The sequence below is a fragment of the Burkholderia sp. SRS-W-2-2016 genome (genome assembly GCF_001931485.1).
GTDB lineage: Bacteria > Pseudomonadota > Gammaproteobacteria > Burkholderiales > Burkholderiaceae > Paraburkholderia.
Window position 1 is genome coordinate 12,623 of record NZ_MSDV01000046.1, and the last position, 18,189, is coordinate 30,811.

The 18,189-nt window shown below is 64.4% G+C and carries 17 protein-coding genes; 10 read left to right on the forward strand and 7 right to left on the reverse strand.

Features of this window, described 5'->3' with window-relative positions; translation table 11 throughout:
• Positions 1 to 78: 78 nt before the first annotated feature.
• Entirely contained in the window at positions 79 to 726 is a 648-nt protein-coding gene (clpP, locus tag BTH42_RS19750; RefSeq protein WP_075302509.1) for an ATP-dependent Clp endopeptidase proteolytic subunit ClpP, read from the forward strand.
• Between the two features lie 140 nt (positions 727 to 866).
• A complete protein-coding gene (locus BTH42_RS19755; protein ID WP_075302511.1) occupies positions 867 to 2,471 on the forward strand; it encodes an NYN domain-containing protein in 1,605 nt (534 codons plus the stop codon).
• A 272-nt stretch (positions 2,472 to 2,743) separates the two neighbouring features.
• On the opposite strand, the gene BTH42_RS19760 is transcribed toward BTH42_RS19755, so the two are convergent.
• The 3 genes from BTH42_RS19760 to xseA form a co-directional block, all read right to left on the reverse strand.
• On the reverse strand, positions 2,744 to 3,295 hold the full coding sequence (locus BTH42_RS19760; RefSeq protein WP_075302513.1) for a glycine zipper family protein: 552 nt from the start codon (positions 3,293 to 3,295) through the stop codon (positions 2,744 to 2,746).
• A 467-nt stretch (positions 3,296 to 3,762) separates the two neighbouring features.
• Entirely contained in the window at positions 3,763 to 4,341 is a 579-nt protein-coding gene (sodB, locus tag BTH42_RS19765) for a superoxide dismutase [Fe] (RefSeq protein WP_013090345.1), read from the reverse strand.
• Between the two features lie 226 nt (positions 4,342 to 4,567).
• Positions 4,568 to 5,947, reverse strand: coding sequence for an exodeoxyribonuclease VII large subunit (gene xseA, locus BTH42_RS19770; RefSeq protein ID WP_075302515.1), 1,380 nt, complete (start codon positions 5,945 to 5,947; stop codon positions 4,568 to 4,570).
• Between the two features lie 644 nt (positions 5,948 to 6,591).
• On the opposite strand from xseA, the gene lpxK reads away from it, so the two are divergent.
• From lpxK to BTH42_RS19795, 5 genes are all read left to right on the forward strand, one after another.
• Entirely contained in the window at positions 6,592 to 7,608 is a 1,017-nt protein-coding gene (lpxK, locus tag BTH42_RS19775; RefSeq protein WP_075302517.1) for a tetraacyldisaccharide 4'-kinase, read from the forward strand.
• Positions 7,589 to 7,792: a Trm112 family protein gene (locus BTH42_RS19780; protein WP_007180583.1), complete on the forward strand. Its 204-nt coding sequence runs from the start codon at positions 7,589 to 7,591 to the stop codon at positions 7,790 to 7,792. The genes lpxK and BTH42_RS19780 overlap by 20 nt, the downstream gene beginning before the upstream one ends.
• 202 nt (positions 7,793 to 7,994) lie before the next feature.
• Entirely contained in the window at positions 7,995 to 8,789 is a 795-nt protein-coding gene (gene kdsB, locus BTH42_RS19785) for a 3-deoxy-manno-octulosonate cytidylyltransferase (protein ID WP_075302519.1), read from the forward strand.
• 212 nt (positions 8,790 to 9,001) lie between these two features.
• A complete protein-coding gene (gene adk / locus BTH42_RS19790) occupies positions 9,002 to 9,667 on the forward strand; it encodes an adenylate kinase (protein WP_075302521.1) in 666 nt (221 codons plus the stop codon).
• A 295-nt stretch (positions 9,668 to 9,962) separates the two neighbouring features.
• Complete coding sequence (locus BTH42_RS19795; RefSeq protein ID WP_075302523.1) at positions 9,963 to 10,721, forward strand: 3-hydroxyacyl-CoA dehydrogenase; 759 nt, start codon at positions 9,963 to 9,965, stop codon at positions 10,719 to 10,721.
• Between the two features lie 183 nt (positions 10,722 to 10,904).
• On the opposite strand, the gene BTH42_RS19800 is transcribed toward BTH42_RS19795, so the two are convergent.
• Positions 10,905 to 11,747, reverse strand: a complete 843-nt coding sequence (locus BTH42_RS19800; RefSeq protein ID WP_075303000.1) for a SirB1 family protein — start codon at positions 11,745 to 11,747, stop codon at positions 10,905 to 10,907.
• A gap of 5 nt (positions 11,748 to 11,752) precedes the next feature.
• The gene (gene murJ, locus BTH42_RS19805; protein WP_075302525.1) at positions 11,753 to 13,303 is read right to left on the reverse strand and encodes a murein biosynthesis integral membrane protein MurJ; all 1,551 of its coding nucleotides are present in this window, start codon (positions 13,301 to 13,303) and stop codon (positions 11,753 to 11,755) included.
• 528 nt (positions 13,304 to 13,831) lie between these two features.
• Between murJ and rpsT the strand changes: the two genes are divergently transcribed.
• Entirely contained in the window at positions 13,832 to 14,110 is a 279-nt protein-coding gene (rpsT, locus tag BTH42_RS19810; protein WP_013090353.1) for a 30S ribosomal protein S20, read from the forward strand.
• Positions 14,111 to 14,306: 196 nt separating this feature from the next.
• Here the strand turns inward: rpsT and BTH42_RS19815 are convergent, their stop codons facing one another.
• Entirely contained in the window at positions 14,307 to 14,654 is a 348-nt protein-coding gene (locus BTH42_RS19815) for a DUF3579 domain-containing protein (RefSeq protein ID WP_075302527.1), read from the reverse strand.
• A 489-nt stretch (positions 14,655 to 15,143) separates the two neighbouring features.
• On the opposite strand from BTH42_RS19815, the gene argF reads away from it, so the two are divergent.
• Positions 15,144 to 16,073 carry an ornithine carbamoyltransferase gene (gene argF / locus BTH42_RS19820; RefSeq protein ID WP_075302529.1) on the forward strand — a complete coding sequence of 310 codons (930 nt, stop codon included), beginning with the start codon at positions 15,144 to 15,146 and terminating at the stop codon, positions 16,071 to 16,073.
• A gap of 133 nt (positions 16,074 to 16,206) precedes the next feature.
• Here the strand turns inward: argF and murB are convergent, their stop codons facing one another.
• Positions 16,207 to 17,367: a UDP-N-acetylmuramate dehydrogenase gene (murB, locus tag BTH42_RS19825; protein ID WP_305954801.1), complete on the reverse strand. Its 1,161-nt coding sequence runs from the start codon at positions 17,365 to 17,367 to the stop codon at positions 16,207 to 16,209.
• Positions 17,368 to 17,639: 272 nt separating this feature from the next.
• On the opposite strand from murB, the gene BTH42_RS19830 reads away from it, so the two are divergent.
• On the forward strand, positions 17,640 to 18,125 hold the full coding sequence (locus BTH42_RS19830) for a YajQ family cyclic di-GMP-binding protein (RefSeq protein WP_075302531.1): 486 nt from the start codon (positions 17,640 to 17,642) through the stop codon (positions 18,123 to 18,125).
• Positions 18,126 to 18,189: the final 64 nt, after the last annotated feature.

Here is an 18,189-nt window from a genome sequence, read left to right on the forward strand (position 1 = left end):
GGCGTGCGGCGCGAGCAGTTCAGCGCCCGGCGCCGCCTGCGCGATCGCGCGCCCCAATCGCCATAGAACGAGGAGCCTATGTCGTTCAGCTATCCATCCATTTCCGGTCTGGGCCTCGTGCCAACCGTGATCGAACAGTCGGGGCGCGGCGAGCGCGCGTATGACATCTACTCGCGCCTGCTGCGCGAACGCATCGTGTTTCTGATCGGGCCGGTGAACGAGCAGTCGGCCAGCCTGATCGTCGCGCAACTGCTGTTTCTCGAATCGGAGAACCCGGACAAGGATATTTCGTTTTACATCAATTCGCCGGGCGGCTCGGTGTACGACGGCCTCGCGATTTACGACACCATGCAGTTCATCAAGCCGGAGGTCTCCACGTTGTGCACCGGCTTCGCCGCGAGCATGGGCACCTTCCTGCTCACCGCGGGTCAGCGCGGCAAACGCTACGCACTCCCGAACGCCCGGATCATGATTCACCAGCCGTCCGGCGGCGGTCAGGGCACCGCCGCGGACATCGAGATTCAGGCGAAAGAGGTGCTGTACACCCGCGCGCGGCTGAACGCGATGATGGCCGAGCGAACCGGGCGCAGCGCCGAGGAAATCGCGCGCGACACCGACCGTGACAACTTCATGTCGGCGCTCGAAGCGAGAAACTACGGGCTGATCGACGAAGTGCTGGAAACGCGGGCGGCGCTGGGCCCCGCACTTCGTCATGAACACGCCTGACGGAACGAACATGGGCCCGTTTGCCGGAGAGTCGCGCGCACCCGTCGGTGCGTTCCGACCACAAAAGCTGCTCACCTTCGCTGGAGTCGCTATCATGTCGCGATTCGTCGAGTTCGACGACCGCTTCAATGGAGAGATACATGGCGGCATCCAACGAAAACGTCAGCATGGCGCTGTTTTGCGACTTCGAAAACGTCGCGCTCGGCGTGCGCGACGCGAAGTACGACAAGTTCGACATCAAGCTGGTACTCGAACGCCTGCTGCTGAAGGGCAGCATCGTCGTCAAGAAAGCGTATTGCGACTGGGACCGCTACAAGAGTTTCAAAGGGGCGATGCACGAGGCCAATTTCGAGCTGATCGAAATTCCGCACGTACGCCAATCGGGCAAAAATTCCGCCGACATCCGGTTGGTAGTCGACGCGCTCGACCTCTGCTACACGAAATCGCACGTCAATACGTTCGTGATCATCAGCGGCGACTCGGATTTTTCGCCGCTCGTGTCGAAATTGCGCGAGAACGCGAAGCAGGTGATCGGCGTCGGCGTTCAGCAATCCACGTCGGATCTGCTGATCGCGAACTGCGACGAGTTCTTCTTTTACGACGACCTCGTGCGCGAAAGTCAGCGCGCGGTCGCGCGGCGCGAGTCGTCGCGCCAGCAGCCGAACGCGCAGCAGACAGCGAAACGCGCGCCGGACGAAGAAAAGGCCCGGCCGAAGGAAGACCTCGAAAAACGCCGCAGCAAAGCGGTCGAAATTGCGGTGCAGACGTTCGATGCACTCGCGTCCGAACGCGGCGACAGCGGCAAGATCTGGGCGTCCGTGCTGAAAAACGCGATCAAACGGCGCAAACCCGATTTCAACGAGACGTACTACGGTTTTCGCGCGTTCGGCAATCTGCTGGAAGAGGCCCAGGCACGCGGGCTGCTCGAATTCGGCCGCGATGAAAAGTCCGGTGCGTATGTGTACCGAAGCACGGCGGTGAGCGTCGCGGGCGAGGCCTCCGGTGAGACCTCGAATGAAGCCGCAAACGAAGCCGCAAACGAAGCAGCGAATGAAACCGTGAACGAGACGGTCGAAGCGCAAACGGATGAGCCGGCGGCGGTTCATCCGCATGAAGCTCAGAGCGCGCCAGCGGCGTCCTCCGAGTCGGGCGGCAAGCACAAGTCGCGTCGCAAGGATCGGGGTAATCGCAAGGCGGGTCGTGCGCAGCAGGAAGCCGCTCGTGACGAATCCGCTCGCGAGCAGCCTACTCATCGGGAAACCAGCGTTGTCGAGCCGGTTGTTGCCGCGCAATCAGAAGCCGCCGCAGATGGCGAACGTACTGAACATGTGACGCGCGTCCCGCAGCAGCAGGCACATCGGGACACGCACGAGCAGGCACCGTTCGCGGCGGACTTGTTAGCCGAGCACTCTGGAGCCCGCTCCAGCGCAGCAGAACGGGATGTTGCCGCGAAACCAGCCGCCATCGGTCACGAAGACGAAGCGGCCCCGCTCGCAGACGTCGGGCAGGCAGACCAACCGCAAACCGCGAAAAAACGCGCGCCGCGCAAAACGGCTGCAAAGAAGGTGAAGAAGAGCACGCCGCGAACGCTCGATGAAGTGCCCGAAATCGCTGCACCACCCGAGGACGCTCCTTCGGCGGCCAGTGCGAAACAGGCGTCCGCGGCGGCTAAAAAGACCGCTCGCAAGACCGCGTCGCGCGGTCGTCGTCCGCGTAAGGCTGCAGCAACGGACAACGCTGAATAAACGCGAAACAACGCGTTCGATAAGCTCCGCAACAAGCCGGACACCGCGCGCGCTTCGTCGCTTCGACATCCAAATTGGAGCGCGCGTGGTTCATTCAGGTTTCCGTAACAATACAAACTACAGGCGGCGCTACCGCTTCGCTTAGCGCCGACCTGCCAACTGTCAACGAGTCTTCGCAACGCCCGCTTGCCGCACTCCCCCGCGCCGATGAATCATCGTCCGGCGCGCAGCAGGCAGTTCTGTTACTCAGATCAGAAGAAAGAAATAACCGCTCAGTAGTACGGATAAGGCGAATACATGACCGGCGGCGGCGGCGCGTAATAAGGCCGGGGCGCGACGTACACCGGCTGCGGCGCGTAATACGGCTGCGGTTGCGCAATGGTGTCGCCCTTCGAGGTCATACACTGCGCGTAGGCCGCATCGTATTGCGCCTGCAGGCCGGAGGCCGAGTATTGGGCGCCATTCGCACCGTTCGCGCCACCGATCAGCAAACCGCTGCCCGCGCCGATCGCCGCACCCGCCCCCGCATTGCCCGCTGCCGCACCGAGCAGCGCGCCAATTGCCGCGCCGCCGAGCGTGCCAAGCGCCGCGCTGTTCACACTGTTCGTCGTGGCGGCCTGGGCGGCGCCGGACGAATTGGTCGAGTGGTTCGCGTAATCGCGACACTCGTAGTCGTGCTGCTGGAACTGGCTGAGCGGCTCGCCGCGGTACGGCATCGCGACCACGCTCGGGCCGCTCGGCGGCACCACCGCGCAACCGCCGAGTGCGAGCGCGACAACGGCGACGGGAACAGCGAGGCGAAGCGGTTTATTGCTGGAAATCATGGTAGTGCACTTCGAAGGATTGGAATTCAAACGTTAGGCTAATCGCTAAATTCCTTGGTTACCGCTTCGTTACAGAAAGTTTTTCGCTCACGCATCGTTGCGCGGCCTACGAGGCGAGAAAGCGCGGCGAACCCATGCGCCTGTCTTGCCCAACATGAAAGCAATTAGCAAGCTGACCAAAACAGGCGGGCTCGCCCGACCGCTTCGCTCCGCACGCCCACCCACCCGCAGTTACCAACTGTGACAATCTTCTTGCCGCTGGCGGCAAGAAAGATACCCGCAACCCACGCGCGCGCAAGCGCCGGCAACGCGTCAGGAAAATAAACGCCCGCCCAAAAAACAGAAAGCCCTCACAAGGAGGGCTTTCTCATGTTGCTGCCGCAATCGATCGCAACCGGCGAAATCAGCTCGAACCAGTCGAACCTCGCGTCATGTCACGATCGCGCGCGGCGCGCGGCAACCGGCTCTTACGCGAAGTTCTTCGCTGCGAAGTCCCAGTTGACGATGTTCCAGTACGCTTCGACGAACTTCGGACGCGCATTGCGGTAGTCGATGTAGTACGCGTGTTCCCACACGTCGATCGTCAGCAGTGCCTTCGCGTCGGTGGTGAGCGGCGTGGCGGCGTTGCTCGTCGACACGAGGTCGAGCGAACCGTCGGCCTTCTTCACGAGCCATGCCCAGCCCGAGCCGAACGTGCCGACCGCGGTCTTTGCGAATTCTTCCTTGAACTTGTCGAACGAACCCCACTTGGCGTTGATCGCGTCAGCGAGCGCGCCGGTCGGAGCGCCGCCACCTTGCGGCGACAGGCTGTTCCAGAAGAACGTGTGGTTCCACACCTGAGCCGAGTTATTGAAGATGCCGCCCGACGACTTCTTGACGATCTCTTCCAGCGACAGGTTTTCGAATTCCGTGCCCTTGATCAGATTGTTCAGGTTGGTCACATAGGTCTGGTGATGCTTGCCGTAGTGAAACTCGAGCGTCTCTTCCGACATGTGCGGTGCGAGCGCGTTTTTCGCGAACGGCAGCGGCGGGAGCGTATGTTCCATGGTGCTTTCCTTCTCTGTATCTGTTGTGGGGAGTCTGCGGATGACGCTTTCGAGCACTCGATTGTAGGCGAGTTGGAATAACCCCGCAAACCAACGGACTTTATGCCCAGCATGACAAACACGCGGTGCGTAAGGCCTCCGGAACGGGTGCGCACACCGCGTGCCAAAGCCCCGCGAAGCGCTCGACAACACCCCGCCGAGCCGGCGCCGAATCAGCGGTGAAACGTCAGAAAGCGTCGGTCAGACGGGGTTGCACATCGGCGAGCGCGATGTCGGCCGAGCCGTCGGCGAGGTGCATCGTCAGACGTCGGCCGGGCTTCAGCGACGACGGCGCGCGAATCGCGCGACCGCTTTGGGCGTCGAGCACCGCCGCATAGCCGCGTTCGAGCGTGCGCTGCGGACTGAGCACTTCGAGCCGCGCGGCCAGCGTGTCGATCCGCGCGTGCTGACGTTCGTGCTGGCGCAACAACGCCGCATTCAAACGCTGCGCAAGATTGCTCACGCGCGCCTGTTCGGCCGCGAGATCCGGACGCCAGCGCTGCCAGCGCATCTGCAAGAGCGCGAAGCGGGCCCGCGCATCGCGTACCGGCCGCGCGCCCGCCGATGCGAGCCGCACGCGCAACTGTTGCAGATGCGTGCGTTGCCGCGCGAGCCGCTCGGCCGGCGACACCAGCCGGCGCGCGAGCCAGTCGAGTTGCTGCGCGCGCCGCTCCATCATGCGGCCGAACGCGCGAGCGAGCGTCGCGTGCCGGTGATCCAGCTCGCGCAGCAGCATCACGCGCTGCGGACTGACGAGTTCGGCGGCGCCGGTCGGCGTCGGTGCGCGCACGTCGGCGGCAAAATCGGCAATCGTGAAATCGGTTTCGTGACCGACACCGCTGACCACCGGAATCGCGCTCTCCGCGATCGCGCGCGCGAGCACTTCTTCGTTGAACGCCCACAGGTCTTCGATCGAACCGCCGCCGCGGCACACGATCAGCACGTCGACTTCGCGCCGCGCGCCGGCCGCCTCGACCATCGCCGCGAGCTTCGCGCTGACGCCCGCGCCCTGCACCGGCGCCGGATAAACGATCACCGGAATATGCGGCGCGCGCCGCGACAGCGTGGTCAGCACGTCGCGCAACGCGGCCGCCTGCAACGACGTGACGATGCCGATCGCGCGCGGATGCGTAGGCAGCGCGCGCTTGCGCTCGGCGGCAAACAGCCCTTCGGCCTCGAGCTGCGCCTTGAGCCGCAGAAACGCTTCGTACAGACGGCCCTGGCCGGTGCGGCGCACCGCTTCGACATTCAGTTGCAGTTCGCCGCGCGGTTCGTACATCGTGACGAGCGCGCGCACTTCGATGCGGTCGCCTTCGCGCGGCGTGAATTCCGCGTATTGCGCGCGGCCGCGAAACATCACGCAGCGCATCTGCGCCTGGGCGTCCTTGATCGAGAAATACCAGTGACCGCTCGCGGCACGCGTGAAATTTGACACTTCGCCGGCCACCCAGACGAGCGGAAACGAGCGTTCGAGCATCGAGCCGATCGCGCGATTGAGCGCGGAAACGGGAACGACGACCTCACCGCCGGGCGTCGCCGGCGAAGCAAAGGGGCTTTCGGGATTCATGCGAGGAATAAATTGAACTGGCCGGACAGACGATAGACCGACCGGCCAGCGGCGTCCAGCGTGATCGCAGAACTGTTAAAAGTGTCCACATGGCGGGAACCGCCTGACGAATTACGCCAGAGCCTAAATCAACGCGCGAGAATTTAGGGCATGCCTTTGATTTATATGGCGTTTATAACTTTGCGAGGCGGCTCGGCACCGACCCGGAGGCGGCGCGGCGGCGCTTCCCGGCGATCGGAAGGCCGGTTCTCCACAAAGTTATCCACAGACTGTGGGCAACCGCACATAGCGTCGGCCGGCGTGCGGCGCACCGCGGGTGTCTTGCCGGGCGGGCCGCCGCCGCGCTAGAGTGGCGGGTTCGACGGCATGCACAAGCGTGCCCGCCAGCGTGTGCCGGGTGGCCGCGCCGGCGCATCGAGCAACACATGGCCCCGGCGCCCGCCTGTCACCGAACCGGCCAGACGCGCGCTGAAGCAACCGGCCGACCGGCGCGAGCCGCGCCGGTCTCGCGTCGACCCGCCGCAACTTTCGAATGTCCGGAGAACCGTGTTGATGCAGATCCCGCGTATCGCACACGACACCTTCACGCCGCCGCTTCGCCCGCATCCGGCGAACCGCGCGCAGGCTGCCACCGCGGCCCGCCCATGAGCGAACTCAAGCACCGTCTCGAAGCGCGCCTCGCGCGCGAATGGCAACAGCGCGGCCAGCTCGCATGGGCGCTGACGCCGCTCGCCTGCGTGTTCGGCGCGGTCGCGGCCGCGCGCCGCGCCGCCTTTTCGTTCGGCTGGCTGAAGTCGGTTCGCATCGGCGTGCCGGTCGTGGTGGTCGGCAACGTGACCGTCGGCGGCACCGGCAAGACGCCGACCGTGATCGCGCTCGTCGAAGCGTTGCGCGCCGCCGGCTTCACGCCGGGAGTCGTGTCGCGCGGCTATGGCGCGCGGGTCAGCACGCCGACCGCGGTGACGCCGGGCTCGTCGGCCCGCGTCGGCGGCGACGAGCCGTTGCTGATCGCGCGCCGCACCGGTGCGCCGGTGTGGGTCTGCCCGGACCGCGTGGCCGCCGCGCTGGCGCTGTGCGCCGCGCATCGCGACGTCGACGTGATCGTCAGCGACGACGGCCTGCAACACTACCGTCTCGCGCGCGAGGTCGAGCTGGTCGTATTCGATCACCGGCTCGGCGGCAACGGCTTCCTGCTGCCGGCCGGACCGCTGCGCGAGCCGCTGTCGCGCCGCCGCGACGCGACGCTGATCAACGATCCGTATGCGCGCACGCTGCCCGCGTGGCCGAACACCTTCGCGCTGCAACTCGCGCCCGGCGACGCGTGGCATCTCGACAATCCGGCGCTGCGTCGCCCGCTCGCGCAGTTCGCCGGGCAGCGGGTGCTGGCCGCTGCCGGCATCGGCGCGCCGGAGCGCTTTTTCGCGACACTGCGCGCGGCCGGCCTCGCGCCCGAGACTCGCGCGCTGCCCGATCACTACGCGTTCGAGCGCAATCCGTTCACCGAGATCGACGCCGACGCGATCCTGATAACCGAAAAGGATGCGGTAAAATTGGGGTCCTGGCACGACGCGCGCATCTGGGTTGTCCCGGTCGAAGCCGCGCTCGATCATCGCCTCACTGCATTAGTTGTGGAGAAAGTCCGTGGACGCTCGCCTGCTTGAAATTCTCGTCTGCCCGATCTGCAAGGGCCCGCTCAGCTACGACCGCGCCGCGCAGGAACTGATCTGCAACGCGGACAAACTCGCTTATCCGATTCGCGACGGCATCCCCGTGATGCTGGTCGACGAAGCACGGCAAACGGTCGAAGGCACGCCGGTCGATCTGAATCCGGGCTCGGTCGCCTGACGCGCGGCGCTTGTCGCGCACGCGTTGCGTTGCGGTACGCGGCGTCGCGCTGAAGCTGAAGCTGAAGCTAAGTGCCACTGCCCGCCGCGCCGATCCCCTTCCTTCCGCGTTGTTTGCGTTGCCGGTATTAATCTGAATTCGCGTACGCGCCGCCCGCGCGACCGCTTTCCGCCTCGCCCCTATCGCCGCCGTCCCTGCTCCGATGACCCACTCCGCCACGCCTCCGTTTATCGCCGTCGTACCGGCCCGCCTCGCGTCGACGCGTCTGCCCAACAAGCCGCTCGCGGACATCGGCGGCAAGCCGATGGTCGTGCGCGTCGCCGAGCGTGCGCGCGAATCGGGCGCGCAGCAGGTGCTGGTCGCCTCCGACTCGCAGGAAGTACTCGATGCCGCGCACGACCACGGCTTCGACGCCGTGCTCACGCGCGCTGATCATCCGTCGGGCACCGACCGGCTCGCGGAAGTCGCGACGCGCTTCGGCTGGAGCGACGACACGATCGTCGTCAACGTGCAGGGTGACGAGCCGCTGATCGATCCGGCGCTGGTGCGCGGAGTCGCCGGGCATCTCGCGGCCACCAGCGGCTGCGCAATCGCAACCGCCGCGCATCCGATCACCGACCCGGCCGAAATTTTCAATCCGAACGTCGTCAAGGTCGTGCCCGATGCACGCGGCGTCGCGCTGTACTTTTCGCGCGCGCCGATCCCGTGGGCACGCGACGCGTATCAGCCGCACTGGCCCAACGTCGCAGCGCTGCCGACGCCGCCTGCACCCGCCGTCGTGTACCGGCATATCGGCCTGTATGCGTATCGCGCGAAATTCCTGCGCAGCTACCCGAGCCTCGCGATCTCGCCCATCGAGCAGGTCGAAGCGCTCGAGCAGTTGCGCGCGATGTGGCATGGCGAACGCATCGCGGTACTCGTCACGCATGACGTGCCGCTGCCCGGTGTCGATACCCCCGCCGATCTCGCGCGCGTACGGGCTTTATTCGGGTCTTGAGCGCCGGAAGGCATGGCATAATCGGACGGTTGTGCGCGCCTCCCATAATGTGTGACATCCAGGTTGATTCCGGTCGCGCCATTGCAACCTCGCAGCGCCGTCCTGCTGGACGTGCAGCGCGAGACAGACAATGGCAACCGATACGGACCCTGTGAGCATCGCCGGGAGCACGCCGCGCCAACAAAGAATTCACATAGATCTGGAGATATCACATGCGTTTGATCCTGTTGGGTGCACCGGGCGCGGGCAAGGGCACTCAGGCAAACTTCATCAAGGAAAAATTCGGCATTCCGCAGATTTCCACCGGCGACATGCTGCGCGCGGCCGTCAAGGCAGGCACGCCGCTCGGCCTCGAAGCGAAGCGCTTCATGGATGCGGGCGAGCTCGTCACCGACGAACTGATCATCAATCTCGTCAAGGAACGTCTGCAGCAGCCGGACTGCGCGAACGGCTATCTGTTCGACGGCTTCCCGCGCACCATTCCGCAAGCGGAAGCGATGAAGCAGGCCGGCGTCGCGATCGACTACGTGCTCGAAATCGACGTGCCGTTCGACGAGATCATCGTGCGTATGAGCGGCCGTCGCTCGCACCCCGCTTCGGGCCGCACCTATCACGTGACGTTCAATCCGCCGAAGGTCGAAGGTGTCGACGACGTGACCGGCGAGCCGCTGATCCAGCGCGACGACGACAAGGAAGAGACGGTCAAGAAGCGCCTCGAAGTGTACGAATCGCAGACCAAGCCGCTGATCGAGTACTACAACGGCTGGGCGAAGAACGGCGATGCATCGACATCGTTGAAGGCGCCGGAATACCGCCGCATCTCGGGCCTCGGCAGTGTCGACGACATCCGTGCCCGCGCGTTCGACGCACTGAAGTAAGCGTCAGCCGCTGTTTGCATTCGATAAAAAACCCGCCCACGTTGGCGGGTTTTTTATTGGCGCCGCGGCGCGGTGGATCTCGGCAGGCCGTGTGCAATACGCGATTCGAAGCGGTTTCATCAGGAGAATAGTTAGTTTTCCGTAGCGCTTCGAACAGCCGCCTCCGCCAGCGCGGCTACGCGTTGCCCTACTGCCCGCGTCGCTTTCCGCGTTGCAGCATAGCCGCTACAATCGATCGAGCGTCGACGCGGCTTCGATCGACACAGCACTGAACAACCGTAGCAAAGGAGAAGACATGGAGATTCGTGACAACGTGTTCCTGATCACCGGCGGTGCATCGGGTCTGGGCGCGGCAACCGCGCGCCTGCTGGTCGAGAACGGCGGCAAGGTCGTGCTCGCCGACCTGAATCTGGACGCCGGCGAAGCGCTCGCGAAGGAACTCGGCGGCGTGTTCGTCAAATGCGACGTGAGCCGCGAAGAAGACGCGCTCAACGCCGTCGCAGCCGCGACGAAACTCGGCACGCTGCGTGGCCTCGTCAATTGCGCGGGCGTCGCGCCGGCCGCGAAGACGGTCGGCAAGGACGGACCGCATGCGCTCGACCTGTTCACGCGCACGATTTCGATCAATCTGATCGGCACGTTCAACATGATCCGGCTCGCCGCCGCGGAAATGTCGAAGAACCAGCCGAACGCGAATGGCGAGCGCGGCGTGATCATCAACACCGCGTCGGTCGCCGCTTACGACGGCCAGATTGGCCAGGCGGCCTACTCGGCGTCGAAGGGCGGCGTGGTCGGCATGACGCTGCCGATCGCCCGCGACCTGTCACGCAACGCGATCCGCGTGATGACGATCGCCCCCGGCATCTTCGAAACGCCGATGCTGCTCGGCATGCCGCAGGAAGTGCAGGACGCGCTCGGCGCGATGGTGCCGTTCCCGCCGCGCCTCGGCAAACCGGCCGAGTATGCGATGCTGGCCAAGCAGATTTTCGATAACCCGATGCTCAACGGCGAAGTGATCCGTCTCGACGGCGCGATCCGGATGCAGCCGAAGTAAGGAGCGTTCGAGCGCTTGCCGCGCATGCCGCTTCGCGCGGCGTGCAATGCGAAGACGCAAGGCGCAAGACGCAACGCGCGACAGAATCGGTCGGCAACAAAAAACGCCTGCACATGGAAAGCATGTGCAGGCGTTGTCTTTTGTGCAGCCGCGAATGGCGCTTATGCGGATAAAGCTCGCGCCCTACTCGCTGCCATCGTGCCGCGTACGCTGCCGCAACTCATGCAGCTGCGACTCGACCACCGTCGCATCTTCCGCATCGGGGCGATCGCCCAGATAGCTTTCGAGATCTTCGAGCGCCGGGCGCAGATAATCGAGCCGCGCATACGCGAAACCGCGATCGCGCACTTCCTCGATATTGTCCGGCAGCAGAATGACCAGTCGCTGCTGCACCGCGAGCAGACGCTGCCAGCGCTCGGTCTGCAGATAGATCGCCTTCAGATTGCGCAGCATACGCGCGACGATCTCGCGGCGCGTGGCCGGCTGCAACAGCATCCGCAGCGCGCGCCCGACCGAGTCGCCGGCCGACGCAACGTACGGCTCCAGCATCTCGACCATCTGTGCTTCGGACAGCGAATGACCGCTGGTGGGATCGAGCATCACGTCGCCGTCGGGGGTCGTCACGCGCAACAGGAAGTGCCCCGGAAACGACACGCCGCGTACCGGAATGCCGATCTGTTCGGCCATCTCCAGATACAGCACCGCGAGCGAAATCGGAATCCCGCGACGGCGCTTCAGCACGACGTTCAGATGGCTGTTGTCGGGGTCGTAGTAGTCGTTCAGATTGCTCGCGAAACCGAGCTCGCGAAAGAAGAAACGATTCAGCACGCCGACCTTCTGGCGGATGTCGGCGTCGTCCGGGATGCGGCGGCGCAGTCGCAGCACCAGTTCGTCGATCTCGGCGAGCGCCGCCTGCAGATCGAGGTCCGGATAAGCGTCCTGCGCGAGCGAGAGCGCCGCCTCGGTCAACGGCAGGCTCTCGTCTTCGGCGACGAGCGTGCTGAAATAGTCGAGAACCCGCGTCATCGTGATCACTTCACTCGCCTTTTGAAATACGCGTATTTGAAGCCCATCAGCCAAAGCATACCGAAATATAGCGCGGCGAACAGCACGAGACACGCGCCGAGCAGCACCATCCGGTTGACCGGCTGGGTATGCATACCGATCCAGTCGAAACTGACCGACAGCCAGCGCATCGTGCCGGCCAGCACGAGGCACGCGCCGAACAGTTGCACGAAGAATTTGAGCCAGCCGCGCGACGGCATATAGATACCGCGCTTGCGCAAACCGACGAACAGCAGCAACGCATTCACGCACGCGCCGAGCCCGACGCTCAAGGTCAGGCCCGCATGCGCGAACATCGGCACGAACACGTAGTTGCTCAGCTGCGTGACGATCAGCACGCCCACGCCGATTTTCACCGGCGTCTTGATGTCCTGCTTCGCGTAGAAACCGGGCGCAAGGATCTTGATCATGATCAGGCCGATCAGCCCGACGCCGTACGCGGCGAGCGCGCGGCTCACCATCACGACCGAGTTGCCGTCGAACTTGCCGTAGTTGAACAGCACCGCGGTCAGCGGCTGCGCGAAGAAGAACAGCGCGACCGCGCTCGGCGCCGCGAGCAGGAACGTGACGCGCAGCCCCCAGTCGAGCAGCGACGAATATTCGTGCGCATCGGCGTCGACGTGCGCCTTCGACAGGCTCGGCAGCAGGATCGTGCCGAGCGCGACGCCGAGCAGCGCGGTCGGAAATTCCATCAGCCGGTCCGCGTAGTTGATCCACGACACCGCGCCCGGCCCGATATGCGACGCGATGTTGGTGTTGATGATCAGGCTGATCTGCGCGACCGACACCGCGAACATCGCCGGCACCATCTTCGAGAGCACCCGCTTCACGCCGCGATGCGCGAGCGCGCGCAACGGATTCAGGCCGATGCGCGGCACCATGTCGATTTTCTTCAGGCCCGGCAACTGCACGATGAACTGCAGCACGCCGCCGACGATCACCGCCCACGCAAGCGCATAGACCGGCGTTTTCAGGTACGGCGCGACGAACAGGGCCGCCGCGATGAACGACACGTTCAGCAGCACCGGCGCGAACGCGGGCAGCGAGAAGTTCTTGTACGTATTCAGCACGCCCGACGCAAGCGACGTCAGCGAGATGAAGATGATGTACGGGAACATGATGCGGGTCATCGTGACCGCGAGCTGGTACGCGTGGCCCTCGTGCGCGAGACCCGACGCGACCACGAACACGACGCCCGACGCGCCGAGCACGCCGAGCAGCGACAGCACCGCGAGCGCCCACGCGAGCACGGTCGAGGTCGCGTCGACGAGCGCCTTGGTGGCGTCGTGCCCCTGCTGGTTCTTGAACTCGGCGAGGATCGGCACGAAGGCTTGCGAGAACGCACCTTCGGCGGAAATACGGCGCAACAGGTTGGGGATACGGAAGGCGACGTAAAAAGCGTCGGTGTATTGACTGGCGCCGAACGCACGGGCGATCAACGTTTCACGGGCCAGTCCGGTCACGCGCGACAGCAGCGTGAAGCCGCTGACCGTCAGCAGGGCTCGGAATAGATTCATGGGGCGCTTATTATACGGGTCCCGCCAATGCGGGCGACGAGCCTGGGGAGCGATTCGGACCGATTTGGCGCGCGGACGTTCGCTGGGCAGCATTGTAAAGCGCGATTTTTTGTGTTTTTCTGTGCTTGCGACCGCGGCTCGACGCCGGGTTGACGCTTGATGGACGTCCGGTTGCCGCCGGGTCGACACCGGCCCCGGCCGGGCACCGCCCCCCTCCCAACACGCGATCAAGCTTTCTCGTTGCCACCTGCCTGTTTTTGTTGCTATAATCGTCGGCTTTCGAAGCTCGCTCAGTTTTCGAACGGTTTTCGGCCGGCATTACCAGTTGGTCAGGTTGGCGCCAAGCCACCCGTCAATGTCGAACACCCAGGAACACGAGCCCGCCTTCGCGTAGTTCAATCGATTTTTTCGACACTTTTGCGCTCCTGGGCAATCGCTTCCAGGGGTTCGGATCGAGAAGCAGCACCTCGCCTTTCAAATTACTTCGAAGGCCGGGTACTGGAAACAGGAACAGGATAAGGAACCGTCATGGCTAACTCCGCACAAGCACGCAAGCGCGCCCGCCAGGCCGCGAAGGCAAACTCGCACAACTCGGCACTGCGCTCGAAGTTCCGCACGGCTATCAAGGCCGTCCGCAAGGCAATCGATGCAGGCGACCAGGCTAAGGCCGCTGAAATCTTCAAGGCATCGTCGAAGACCATCGACATCATCGCCGACAAGAACATCATTCACAAGAACAAGGCAGCTCGCCACAAGAGCCGTCTCGCTGCAGCCATCAAGGGTCTGCAAGCGCCCGCAGCGCAGTAATTCCGGTCAGCCCGCTTCGGTGGGCTACCTCCTGTTTCCGCTGCACAAGAAGCCCGCTTTGGCGGGCTTTTTTGTTTGGCGCTTCCGTTTTCGCGCCTCCCTGCCCCGCTCTTTTGAGTCGGCCATAAAAAAACCCGCAGTTTGCGGGTTTTTGTTTTTCTGCCGTCCGGCGAGCCGGCGCTGCGGCCCGGCTGCGCTAGATCACATGCCGCTTCGCCTGTACCGGCGGCGCATGCTCGAGCTCCAGTTCGCACGCCTCGGTGACGACCAGATCGTTGTCTTTCGCGAAGTTGAGCACGAAATCGAAGGCCATCGGCTCGATGTCGCGCAGCCGCGAATCGAGAATCACGCACTTGAGGTCGCCGATCATGGTGGGGCGCACGTACACCGAGTACTGCATATACGCGTTGGGCCCCTTCCTCACACCGGGCCCGAACGACGACATCACACCCGCGAGCCGCTCCGACCAGTCGCTCGGCCGAAACCTCTTTCCGGTCGACGTGATGCCCTGAATGAAATATTCGATTGGAGCTGTTTCGGCCATGTAGGAATACCTGTGTGACTGCCCGGCGGAATGACGGCTAACCGGCGATACGCCGGTCATACGCTCGAACTCGCCGCAAGCGGCATGCACGGCAGGCGGCGGAACCGCCTGCTACATACGACCTGGCGCTGACGCAACAATGACGAACCGCACCACGAGAACCGCTGCGGAGGACCGGCTGAACCGCTCTGACGCCTGCCGAGACGGCCACGCCGTGACAGGCTTTCCGCGCCATACGCGCCGCGTTTCCTGATACGAAACGCCGGCTTGCTGGGCTGTGGGATAACCCTGAGATTATAGCGCAGCGGGCCTTTTTCCGCACCGCACACAAGTGACCGGCGACGCTCGCGGAACGCTTTCAGTGAGCTTGCCCGGCCTGCCGGCCGACTCGTCAAACTCGGCGAAATCCTTTATGCTGCATTGAGTTACCACCAAACGACGGCGGCGCAGTCCGGCAATCCTGCCGGGTGAGACCGCCGTATTTGTTTCATGACTGCCAAGAAAATTCGCCACTACCTGCAGTTCAAGGATTTCTCGCTGGAAGACTACGAGTACGTGCTGGAACGCGCGCGCATCCTGAAACGCAAATTCAAGAACTACGAGACTTATCACCCGCTGCACGACCGCACGCTGGCGATGATCTTCGAAAAGAATTCCACCCGCACGCGTCTGTCGTTCGAAGCCGGCATCTTCCAGCTCGGCGGCCACGCGGTGTTCATGAGCACCCGCGACACCCAGCTCGGCCGCGGCGAACCGATCGAAGACGCCGCGCAGGTGATCTCGCGGATGGTCGACATCATCATGATCCGCACGTTCGGCCAGGACATCATCCAGCGCTTCGCCGAGAATTCGCGCGTGCCGGTGATCAACGGACTGACCAACGAATACCACCCGTGCCAGGTGCTGGCCGACATCTTCACGTACTTCGAGCATCGCGGCCCGATCCGCGGCAAGACGGTTGCGTGGGTCGGCGACGCCAACAACATGCTGTACACGTGGATCGAAGCCGCGCAGATTCTCGGCTTCAAGCTGCGCCTGTCCACGCCGCCCGGCTACAAGCTCGACCGCGCGCTGGTCGCGGCGGAAAGCGCGCCGTTCTACGAGGAATTCGACGACCCGAACGAAGCCTGCGCGGGCGCCGACCTCGTCACTACGGATGTCTGGACCAGCATGGGCTTCGAGGCCGAGAACGAAGCGCGCAAGAAGGCCTTCGCGGACTGGTGCGTCGACGCCGACATGATGGCGCGCGCGAATCCGGATGCCCTATTCATGCACTGCCTGCCCGCGCATCGCGGCGAGGAAGTCAGCGCGGAAGTGATCGACGGGCCGCAGAGCGTCGTGTGGGACGAAGCGGAAAACCGCCTGCACGTGCAAAAGGCGCTGATGGAGTTCCTGCTGCTCGGCAAGCTGAATCACTGACGCTGGAATCCGTGGCGGGGCCTTGAAGACGAGGCACTATCGGAACCGGAATACGAAAAAGGCGCTGGGAATTACTTCCCAGCGCCTTTTTCTTTTGGTCGCCGCGCTTCTGGCACGGCAAGTCACTGATCGGCTACAGGCAAACCGGCTCCGCCTCCAGTTCCACGCCGAATTTCTCCCGCACGTCTTGCTGGATCGCCCGCGCTAGGGCCAACACCTCGGCACCGCTCGCGCCGCCGCGATTGACCAGCACCAGCGCCTGGCGGTCGTGCACAGCAGCCGCGCCGAGCGCGCGGCCTTTCCAGCCGCATCGATCGATCAGCCAGCCAGCGGCCAGCTTCACGCGGCCGTCGGCTTGTGGGTAGGAGACCAGCTCCGGCTCGCGATGCTTCAGCGCGTCGAACTGCGCGGCGTCGATCACCGGATTCTTGAAGAAGCTGCCGGCATTGCCCAGCTCCAGCGGATCGGGCAGCTTCGCACGCCGCACCGCGACGACCGCATCGAAGATCGCCTGCGCGGTGGGCGTCGCCGTGGCGGCCGCGTCATCCGCCTGGTCCGCGCTCGCCGCGTAACCGCGCGCGGCCAGTTCGCGGGCCAGATCCGCGTAGCCGGCGCGCGGCTGCCACGCTTTCGGCAAACGGAAGGTCACCGACGTGATCACGAACCGCTCGCGCCCTTCCCGCTTGAAAAAGCTGTCGCGATAGCCGAAGCGGCATGCGTCGGCGTCGAGTTCGACCGCTTCGCCGGTGGCCAGCTCGATCGCCCGCAGCGACACGAAGCGCTCGCACATCTCCAGCCCGTACGCGCCGATGTTCTGGATCGGCGCCGCGCCGACCGTGCCCGGAATCAGCGCGAGGTTTTCCAGACCGGGCAAGCCCTGCTCGAGCGTCCACGCGACGAACTCGTGCCACGGCTCGCCGCCGGCCGCCTCGACGTACCACGCGTCGTCGTCCTCGCGCACCACGCGGCGCCCGCGCAGCGCGACCAGCAGCACGAGTCCGGCGAAGTCGCCGGTCAGCACCACATTGCTGCCGCCGCCGAGCACGAGGCGCGGCAGGCCGGCCGCGCGCGGATCGCGCACCGCGGCCAGCAGTTGCTCCTCACGCTCGATCCGGCACGCGAACTGCGCGCGCACGTCGAAGCCGAACGTGTTGTGCGCCTTCAACGGATAGCCGGCGATCAGCGAGGCAACGGCGGGAGCAGACGCGGAGGCAACAGCAGGAGCGGGGGCAGCAACGGCGGAAGCGGAAGCAGCAGAGACAGCACGGCCAGCGGCGGAATCGGATTGGGACATCGGAATGGCAACAGGAAAACTACAAATCGCGACAAATCGCGGCAAGCCGCAATGAGCGACAACCAGCGGCGGCGAACGGCGACGAATCCAGGCGAATCACGCCAACGCGGCGCCACCCGGCGCCGGATCGCTCGCCCGCGCGGCGCTGCGCGGCGGCCTTGGGCAAAAGGGAGCGGCGTCGGTAAAATGACGTCCGGTCCGTGATTATAGCGAGTGCCCCGCGCGCAGCCGACCGGCCGCGTCGCGCACCGCAGCACTATTGGGAGAGAGCAATGCCATCGTTTGACGTCGTCTGCGAAGCGAACATGATCGAAGTGAAGAACGCCATCGAGCAATCCAACAAGGAGATTTCGACGCGCTTCGACTTCAAGGGCTCCGACGCGCGCGTCGAGCACAAGGAAAACGAAATCACCGCGTACGCCGATGACGAGTTCAAACTCGGCCAGGTGAAGGACGTGCTGCTGTCGAAGATGGCCAAGCGCAACGTCGACGTGCGCTTCCTCGACTACGGCAAGATCGAGAAGATCGGCGGCGACAAGGTCAAGCAGGTGATCAAGATCAAGAAGGGCGTGTCCGGCGATCTGTCGAAGAAGATCGTGCGTCTCGTCAAGGACAGCAAGATCAAGGTGCAGGCGAGCATCCAGGGCGATGCGGTGCGGATCACCGGCGCGAAGCGCGACGACCTGCAAAGCGTGATCGCGATGCTGCGCAAGGACGTGACCGACACGCCGCTCGACTTCAACAACTTCCGCGATTAAGCGGCGCTGCGCGCGGGGCCCGGTTTTCCGACTCGCGCGCACCGACACGCAAAAAAGCCGCCTG

Bases quoted from the DNA above. Each gene is read 5' to 3' on its own strand.
- BTH42_RS19815 (WP_075302527.1), bottom strand. From the start codon at position 14,654: ATGGCCGAAACAGCTCCAATCGAATATTTCATTCAGGGCATCACGTCG.
- BTH42_RS19755 (WP_075302511.1), top strand. From the start codon at position 867: ATGGCGGCATCCAACGAAAACGTCAGCATGGCGCTGTTTTGCGACTTC.
- lpxK (WP_075302517.1), top strand. From the start codon at position 6,592: ATGAGCGAACTCAAGCACCGTCTCGAAGCGCGCCTCGCGCGCGAATGG.
- murB (WP_305954801.1), bottom strand. From the start codon at position 17,367: ATGTCCCAATCCGATTCCGCCGCTGGCCGTGCTGTCTCTGCTGCTTCC.
- BTH42_RS19760 (WP_075302513.1), bottom strand. From the start codon at position 3,295: ATGATTTCCAGCAATAAACCGCTTCGCCTCGCTGTTCCCGTCGCCGTT.
- kdsB (WP_075302519.1), top strand. From the start codon at position 7,995: ATGACCCACTCCGCCACGCCTCCGTTTATCGCCGTCGTACCGGCCCGC.
- sodB (WP_013090345.1), bottom strand. From the start codon at position 4,341: ATGGAACATACGCTCCCGCCGCTGCCGTTCGCGAAAAACGCGCTCGCA.
- xseA (WP_075302515.1), bottom strand. From the start codon at position 5,947: ATGAATCCCGAAAGCCCCTTTGCTTCGCCGGCGACGCCCGGCGGTGAG.
- clpP (WP_075302509.1), top strand. From the start codon at position 79: ATGTCGTTCAGCTATCCATCCATTTCCGGTCTGGGCCTCGTGCCAACC.
- BTH42_RS19795 (WP_075302523.1), top strand. From the start codon at position 9,963: ATGGAGATTCGTGACAACGTGTTCCTGATCACCGGCGGTGCATCGGGT.
- adk (WP_075302521.1), top strand. From the start codon at position 9,002: ATGCGTTTGATCCTGTTGGGTGCACCGGGCGCGGGCAAGGGCACTCAG.
- rpsT (WP_013090353.1), top strand. From the start codon at position 13,832: ATGGCTAACTCCGCACAAGCACGCAAGCGCGCCCGCCAGGCCGCGAAG.
- murJ (WP_075302525.1), bottom strand. From the start codon at position 13,303: ATGAATCTATTCCGAGCCCTGCTGACGGTCAGCGGCTTCACGCTGCTG.
- BTH42_RS19800 (WP_075303000.1), bottom strand. From the start codon at position 11,747: ATGACGCGGGTTCTCGACTATTTCAGCACGCTCGTCGCCGAAGACGAG.
- argF (WP_075302529.1), top strand. From the start codon at position 15,144: ATGACTGCCAAGAAAATTCGCCACTACCTGCAGTTCAAGGATTTCTCG.
- BTH42_RS19830 (WP_075302531.1), top strand. From the start codon at position 17,640: ATGCCATCGTTTGACGTCGTCTGCGAAGCGAACATGATCGAAGTGAAG.